General features: G+C 57.7%; 5 protein-coding genes and 2 pseudogenes. 3 read left to right on the top strand and 4 right to left on the bottom strand.

What is annotated here, in order from left to right; translation table 11 throughout:
- Nucleotides 1-188 precede the first annotated feature (188 nt).
- From PRZ01_RS05020 to PRZ01_RS05005, 4 genes are all read right to left on the bottom strand, one after another.
- Nucleotides 189-1,571, bottom strand: a complete 1,383-nt coding sequence (locus PRZ01_RS05020; protein ID WP_273595655.1) for an HlyD family type I secretion periplasmic adaptor subunit — start codon at nucleotides 1,569-1,571, stop codon at nucleotides 189-191.
- A 142-nt stretch (nucleotides 1,572-1,713) separates the two neighbouring features.
- Nucleotides 1,714-2,985: an IS256 family transposase gene (locus PRZ01_RS05015; RefSeq protein ID WP_273595654.1), complete on the bottom strand. Its 1,272-nt coding sequence runs from the start codon at nucleotides 2,983-2,985 to the stop codon at nucleotides 1,714-1,716.
- Between the two features lie 74 nt (nucleotides 2,986-3,059).
- Nucleotides 3,060-3,761: an RES family NAD+ phosphorylase gene (locus tag PRZ01_RS05010; RefSeq protein ID WP_273595653.1), complete on the bottom strand. Its 702-nt coding sequence runs from the start codon at nucleotides 3,759-3,761 to the stop codon at nucleotides 3,060-3,062.
- Nucleotides 3,758-4,168 (bottom strand): MbcA/ParS/Xre antitoxin family protein, encoded by a 411-nt coding sequence (locus PRZ01_RS05005; RefSeq protein ID WP_338111454.1) that lies wholly within the window; start codon nucleotides 4,166-4,168, stop codon nucleotides 3,758-3,760. Before PRZ01_RS05005 ends, PRZ01_RS05010 begins: the two co-directional genes overlap by 4 nt.
- A gap of 134 nt (nucleotides 4,169-4,302) precedes the next feature.
- Here PRZ01_RS05005 and PRZ01_RS05000 point away from each other — a divergent pair.
- The 3 genes and pseudogenes from PRZ01_RS05000 to tnpC all read left to right on the top strand — a co-directional run.
- Nucleotides 4,303-4,614 (top strand): annotated as a pseudogene (locus PRZ01_RS05000) (IS30 family transposase); the annotation flags it as partial.
- A 150-nt stretch (nucleotides 4,615-4,764) separates the two neighbouring features.
- Nucleotides 4,765-5,322: an NUDIX hydrolase gene (locus PRZ01_RS04995; RefSeq protein ID WP_273595652.1), complete on the top strand. Its 558-nt coding sequence runs from the start codon at nucleotides 4,765-4,767 to the stop codon at nucleotides 5,320-5,322.
- A 1-nt stretch (nucleotide 5,323) separates the two neighbouring features.
- Nucleotides 5,324-6,012 (top strand): annotated as a pseudogene (gene tnpC, locus PRZ01_RS04990) (IS66 family transposase); the annotation flags it as partial.
- Nucleotides 6,013-6,271 lie beyond the last annotated feature (259 nt).

The following is a 6,271-nucleotide window of genomic DNA, read 5'->3' as shown; positions in this document are numbered from 1 at the left end:
AACCAATTCGCGATCCTCTACGACGACCGGTTCACCAAATCGAGCCCGTAAGATCCCCAGCCAGCTTCACGAAACCGGTGAAGGTTCAATGAGCCTCACACACAGAAATTCGGACAGGCCCGGGAAGGTCTGCAAAACCTCTCGTCAATCCATCATCGCCCCCTGCGATCAGAGTGGCACCCGACACCTCAACGCTCTCGAGCCGCTTCCTGAGCAACCTTTCTGACGGGCGAGAGCAGATACTCCAGCACTGAGCGCTTGCCTTGATGGATTTCAGCGCTAACCAACATTCCTGGATTCAGTTCCAAGCGCTCTCCGCTAGCAACACTCAACAGCTGTCGGGTGTCAAGTCGAACCAAGGCGCGGTAGGTCAAGGGAGGTAGTCCTTGTGATTGCGGCTGGGGCTGCTTGGGATCCGCCGAATCCGCACTCACCATCTCGACTCTGCCGTTCAGCATGCCGTATTTTTGAAACGGATACGCTGCGACCTTTACTTTGGCCTTCTGCCCCAAGCTCACGAATCCAACATCCTCGTTTTTCAAAAGCACTTCTGCCTGCAACGGCTCATCTTGAGGCACGATGTTCATCAACAAGGTACCCGCAGCGACCACCGCACCGCGGGTGGTTGTAGTCATATCCTTCACGATGCCATCGTTGGGAGCCAAGATTTCCATGAGCTCCGCTTTTACATTGGACTTCTCTAGTTCTTGACCGCTTCGATTGAGCAAAGCCAGGATCTCAATCCGCTCGTTCTCAAGCTGAGAACGATACTGAGAACGAATAGCCGCCAGCTTTCGCTCTGACTGCGCGATCGCAATGTTCAGACTTTGGACATTCGCCGCTTGAGCCTTTAGGTCCTGTTCTTTTTCAAGTGCTTCGCGCGACTTTTCGTTGGAAGCCAACTCCCCTACGAATCCCTCTTGAACAAGTTTCCTATACGCCTCAGCGGATTGTTTGTAACTCGGGAGTGTCTGAGTAAGCTTCGCCAAAATCTGCTGGGATGCCAGCAAATCCGACTTTGCCTTGTTCAACGACTCACCCTCCTGAGACATCGCATCAAGGTAGGCCTGCCTACGCGCCCTGAACTGGCTTTCAACCTGCGCATAGAGATCAGCAGGTTCGCCATTGCCCGGCGCAAAGGCCCGATCCGCAAGCTCTGCCTCCACTCGCCTCAGACTGAGTTTTTTCAAAGCAACCTCCTTGCCCAAGGCAAGGTTGTCCGCTTTCGACAAGCGGGAGTCGAGTCGCATGAGCAGTTGTCCAGCACGAACCCGATCACCGTCTTTAACCAATATTTCCGACACAACGCCGGCCTCTGCAGGCTGCACCACTTTGGTAAAACCAATCGGCACTAGCCGCCCTTCTGCACTGGCGATGATGTCCAACTCAGCGAAAAAGGCCCATAGCAACATCAAGCCCAGCAAAGCAGAAACTGAAATCAGAAGAGCACGAGGCAAGCGGGCAGGAGGTCTCTCTTGTATCGCGAGTAAGTCCGGCGCGAAATCAAGGGCTTCAGGAGTCAGTGCAATTGGAGAAGACTGCCTTGGGCCAAAAGAACTGGACTCAGACATGGGGGGCCAGTTCCTTGAGAGACAGTTGACCCGCAGAGTTAGGCAACCAAGCGCGAACTACTTTGCCTAGAGGGGCCTGTCCGAATTTCTGTGTGTGAGGCTCATTGAACCTTCACCGGTTTCGTGAAGCTGGCTGGGGATCTTACGGGCTCGATTTGGTGAACCGGTCGTCGTAGAGGATCGCGAATTGGTTCATTGCTGATTTCCAGTTGTTGGCTGGCCGTCCCCAATCCTCTGTGATGTTGCGCAATGCCAGCCAAATCAGCTTGGTGGCCGCATCGTCGCTGGGGAAGTGCCCGCGTGTCTTGATGATTTTTCGCAGCCGCGCGTTCACGCTCTCAATCGCATTGGTCGTGTAGATCACCCGTCGTACCTCGGACGGGAAGGCGAAGAACGGGATGACCCTGTCCCAGGCTCTGCGCCAGGCCCCCACGACGGTGGGGAACTTCTGGCCCCAAGGCCCGGCCTCAAACCCGTCCAGTTCGCCCTCAGCGGCCTCGGCGCTCACCGCCGTGTAGATCGGCTTGATGGCCGCCGCCAGCGCCTTGCGGTCCTTCCAACTGGCGAAGTCCAGGCTGTTGCGGATCAGGTGCACGATGCAGGTCTGCAGCGTCGTGGCCGGGAACACCGCGCCCAGCGCCTCTGGCATGCCTTTTAGGCCGTCGGTGACGGCAATCAAGATGTCTTGCACCCCACGGGTCTTCAACTCGTTGAAGACCTTCATCCAGAACTTGGCGCCCTCGGTGTTTTCGATCCAGATGCCGAGGACGTCGCGGCTGCCGTCGGGCAGCACGCCCAGGGCCAGATACACGGCCTTGGAGCGCACGACCGCATCCTCGCGGATCTTGACCCGCAACGCGTCGAAGAACACCACCGGGTACATCGACTCCAGCGGCCGCGTCTGCCAGGCGGTGACCTCGCTCATGACTTCGTCTGTGACGCGACTGATGAGGTCGGGCGAGACCTCCACCGAGTACATCTCCGCCAGGAAACCCTGGATCTCTCGCACCGTCATGCCGCGTGCGTACATGGCAATGATCTTGTCGTCAAAGCCAGTAAAGCGCCGCTCGTGCTTGCCGATGAGTTGCGGCTCGAACGTGCCCTCACGGTCGCGAGGAACGTCGATGCGCAGGGCCCCAGCGTCGGTCAGCACGGTCTTGGCGCTCTTGCCGTTGCGATGGTTGGCGGCCGATCCCAAAGGCTTGATTTCACCCGGCGCGTAGCCAAGGTGATGACTCATCTCAGCTCCGAGCGCACGCTCGAACAAGGCCTTCTTCATCTGATCAAATAGTCCCTGCATTTGCTCAGGCGTCATCGGCCCGGTGACCAGTTGGTCAAGCAACTCGGCGGGGATCTGGAATTGCGGCTGCGCCGCCTGGTCCGCCGTAGCGGTGGTTTTTGTCTTGCGTGGCATTCATGCTCCTTGTCGACATGCTATGCCTCACACACAAAATTTCTGACAGGCTCGGTCAGATAGAGAGGCCGGGTTCAACCGTGTTGGGCAATCGGCCGGTCGCCTGACTTGTGATACCAACTCGTCAACGACGAACCATCCCATCTCAGAGTCACATGCGCTCCCTGGACCACCGGCACGTGGAGCGCTGGGGGACGAAGGGCGGCGTAGCACTCTTCGCCAGGCGAGCGAATGCTCTCATAAGCCAGACCCCATGAACCTTGGCTGCGCAATACGCAGGCCAAGGCCTGTGAGGGGCGATAGTCTTCCGGGTGCTTGATCGTGGCCCAGGTCGGCCCGCGAACGTCATGCAGAGGCTTTGCGACTGTCGTCACATAGCTTCGCATATCCAGGTCGATTGCCTTCTCGGCAGTCCTTTCCATGAACCGAGCCCGGTGATGACTGACCTCGGCAACTGCGCATTGGAGAGAGGCCGCCGCGTAGTAGACCCCCCACGTTCCATCCGAAAAGCGCGAGCCTTCCGCATTGAGATGGCAGAACGCTGCCATCACGGGTGAACAGCCGTGACCAACAACCCTATCGAACGGGGCCACCAGTTGAATGTCACCAACCTCATCGCGGATGCGAGGATTCGTGAGCGATTGCAAGGCGAACTGAGCCGCCAACTCATCAGGGTTAGCCACGGCATCAAAGATGCCAATGGGCGGGTACCGCGACGGGACTAAGCGGTACACCTTCCCGACAGGTAAGACAGTTTCCTGCGGGAGATCAATCATGAAAAATCACCTCCGCGGTTCGCGTCAAGGTAGTCAGCCACGACCATAAGATCACCAACTTGCCCACCCTCCATACGCTTCAGCGCACTTGCGCCGCCAAAGATTGGCGCCGTGTTGGCAGCCTTGACCCAAGCATTGGCACGCTCAGGTATTGGCAGAAGAATCTGCAACGCAGCGTAGATGCGCGAGACATAGCTCAATCGCTCCAGCGTGGAAGGACTCAGCCCGGACGAAACCTGGCCGCTCTTCCACTTGTAGAAGAGGGACTTGCTGGCGCCGAGAAGTCGCATCTCTTGCTCAGTGGTCAGCCCCCAGGCGGCGGCGATCCGGAAGTAGACCCGAAGCAGCATCGCCGCCGTCTCTGGCGTACTGAGGTCCACGGGCTTGGAATTGGCGGAGACTTTCACAGAGCACCTTAGCGCAAGTTGTTTCGGTGCACACATGCTATTCCACAAATAGAAAATTCACAAGAATTGTGCAAATATGGAATAGCCCGACAAGAAAAACCTCCAGTTGATGCCGAGAAAGGACTTCCTCTAGTCGCCTGCCTGCCCATCTATGGCAATCTTTGGCATGGGACCGCGGCAAAGAACTGTCGGACCACGGCCGATTCACCAATGAGTCTGGGGTAAAGGTGTTTTTTGCTGATCCGCACAGTCCATGGCAACGCGGCACGAACGAGAACACGAATGGGCTGCTACGCCAATACTTCCCAAAGGGAACCGACCTATCGAGGTGGAGTGATGAAGAGATTCAAGCGGTGGCACTGACCCTCAACAACAGGCCACGCAAAACGTTGGGTTGGAAGACGCCCGCGGAAGCCATGACCGACTACCTAGAATGCGTCGCTTGATCCGGTGTTGCAACGACCGATTGAATCCGCCTTGTTGACCTCATGCAGGAGGTTTCTAGAATCGCGTGGAGCTCAGGTACAGAGCGTGGATATGGACCCGCACGGTGTTCGTGTCGAAGCAACGCAACCAGTTTTTACAGAGGCCACTTGATGAAGCTATGGCAGATTGTTGATCAAAAAATCCTGGTGTCTGATCGCTGGCTGAGACTGAAGGCTATTACTTACAGGCTACCAACGGGTGCTGAGGTGGCGCCGTACTACATCATTGAGGAAAATGAATGGGTGCACATAGTCGCCGTCGATGACCATGGGATGGTAGTGACAGTGCAGCAATATAGACCTGCTGCAGAGGTGATGTGCCTTGAGCTTCCTGCTGGCGTGGTTGAGACAGGAGAGGCTGTACAGACTGCTGCAGCAAGGGAGCTGCTAGAAGAAACTGGGTTGCGGGCAAAGGAGATGATCGAAATTGGCTCACTATGGGCGAACCCAGCGCGTCAGACGAATCGAGTTCACGTCTTTGTGGCCTGCGGTCTTGAGGCTTCCGGCGAACAGCAACTCGACGAATCCGAGGATATCCAGTGCGGAAGGGCAAGCTTCTCGGAACTTTTCAAGTTGGCTGCCGTTGGAAAGTTTGGGCAATCTATGCATGTTGGTAGCTTGGCGTTGGCGCGAGAGTTTCTTCAACAACGGAGTGCGACCGGTAGCTAGCCGCATCGTTGTCTACGACTTTGCGGAGAGTCGCGCCGGCAAGCACGCGATGGAGTTCCTGGGCCATCCTGGTGAGAAGGCGGGGCGCGGTGCGCTCGTCTGCGATGACGACTCGGGCTACAAGGCGCTGCTGGCAAAAGGCTTACTGGAAGTCGGCTGCATGGCGCATGCTCGGCGCAAGTTCTACGAACTCTGGGCCAACCATCGCAGCCAGATCGCCGAGCAAGCGCTGAGCCACTTCGGCAAGCTGTACGAGGTCGAGCGCGAGGTGCAAGCATCAGCGCCAGATCAGAGATTGCAAGCCCGACAGAGCCAGGCCAAGCCAGTGGCCGATGCCTTGCATATCTGGCTCAAGTTGCACCGGCAGCAGGTGCCGGACGGCTCCGCCACAGCCAAGGCGATCGACTACTGCCTCAAACGCTGGGCGGCGCTGACGCGCTACCTTGATGACCCCATGCTGCCCATCGACAACAACTGGGTTGAGAATCGAATCAGGCCAGTGGCGCTGGGGCGTTCGAACTGGCTCGCGCGGGCAAGCGAGCGGCAGCCGTCATGAGCTTGATCCAATCGGCCGAGCTCAATGGGCTGGAGCCATGGGCCTACCAGAAGGACGCGCTGACCAGACTGCCGACACAGCCCGCCAGCCGTATCGCGGAGTTGCTGCCGCATCGCTGGGCGCAGTCGGCGTAACGCCCATTCCGATCAGATCGTCAGCCGGTCAAGATAACTTGGCCGGACGCATACGCAAACCGGGCATTTGTGAAGGTCCGCAATCAGTCTAGTTCTGAAATTCGACGAACTTCGGCTAGGTGCACGATCCTGACGGTGGCAGCCGGCTGCAAGGTTCCCAAAGCCGAAGTACGACTCCAGGAGTGCCGGTCACCTCTGCAGCGGTTGCTGCCGATGAGCTAGGCGCCCCCCCACGCATGGTCCATTCCATTGCTTCACG

This window comes from Roseateles koreensis, from assembly GCF_028595305.1.
GTDB lineage: Bacteria > Pseudomonadota > Gammaproteobacteria > Burkholderiales > Burkholderiaceae_C > Paucibacter_A > Paucibacter_A koreensis.
The sequence above is the reverse complement of the archived record's forward strand: the minus strand, read 5'-3'. Positions and strand labels throughout refer to the sequence as shown.

Bases quoted from the DNA above. Each gene is read 5' to 3' on its own strand.
- PRZ01_RS05020 (WP_273595655.1), bottom strand. From the start codon at position 1,571: ATGTCTGAGTCCAGTTCTTTTGGCCCAAGGCAGTCTTCTCCAATTGCA.
- PRZ01_RS05015 (WP_273595654.1), bottom strand. From the start codon at position 2,985: ATGCCACGCAAGACAAAAACCACCGCTACGGCGGACCAGGCGGCGCAG.
- PRZ01_RS05010 (WP_273595653.1), bottom strand. From the start codon at position 3,761: ATGATTGATCTCCCGCAGGAAACTGTCTTACCTGTCGGGAAGGTGTAC.
- PRZ01_RS04995 (WP_273595652.1), top strand. From the start codon at position 4,765: ATGAAGCTATGGCAGATTGTTGATCAAAAAATCCTGGTGTCTGATCGC.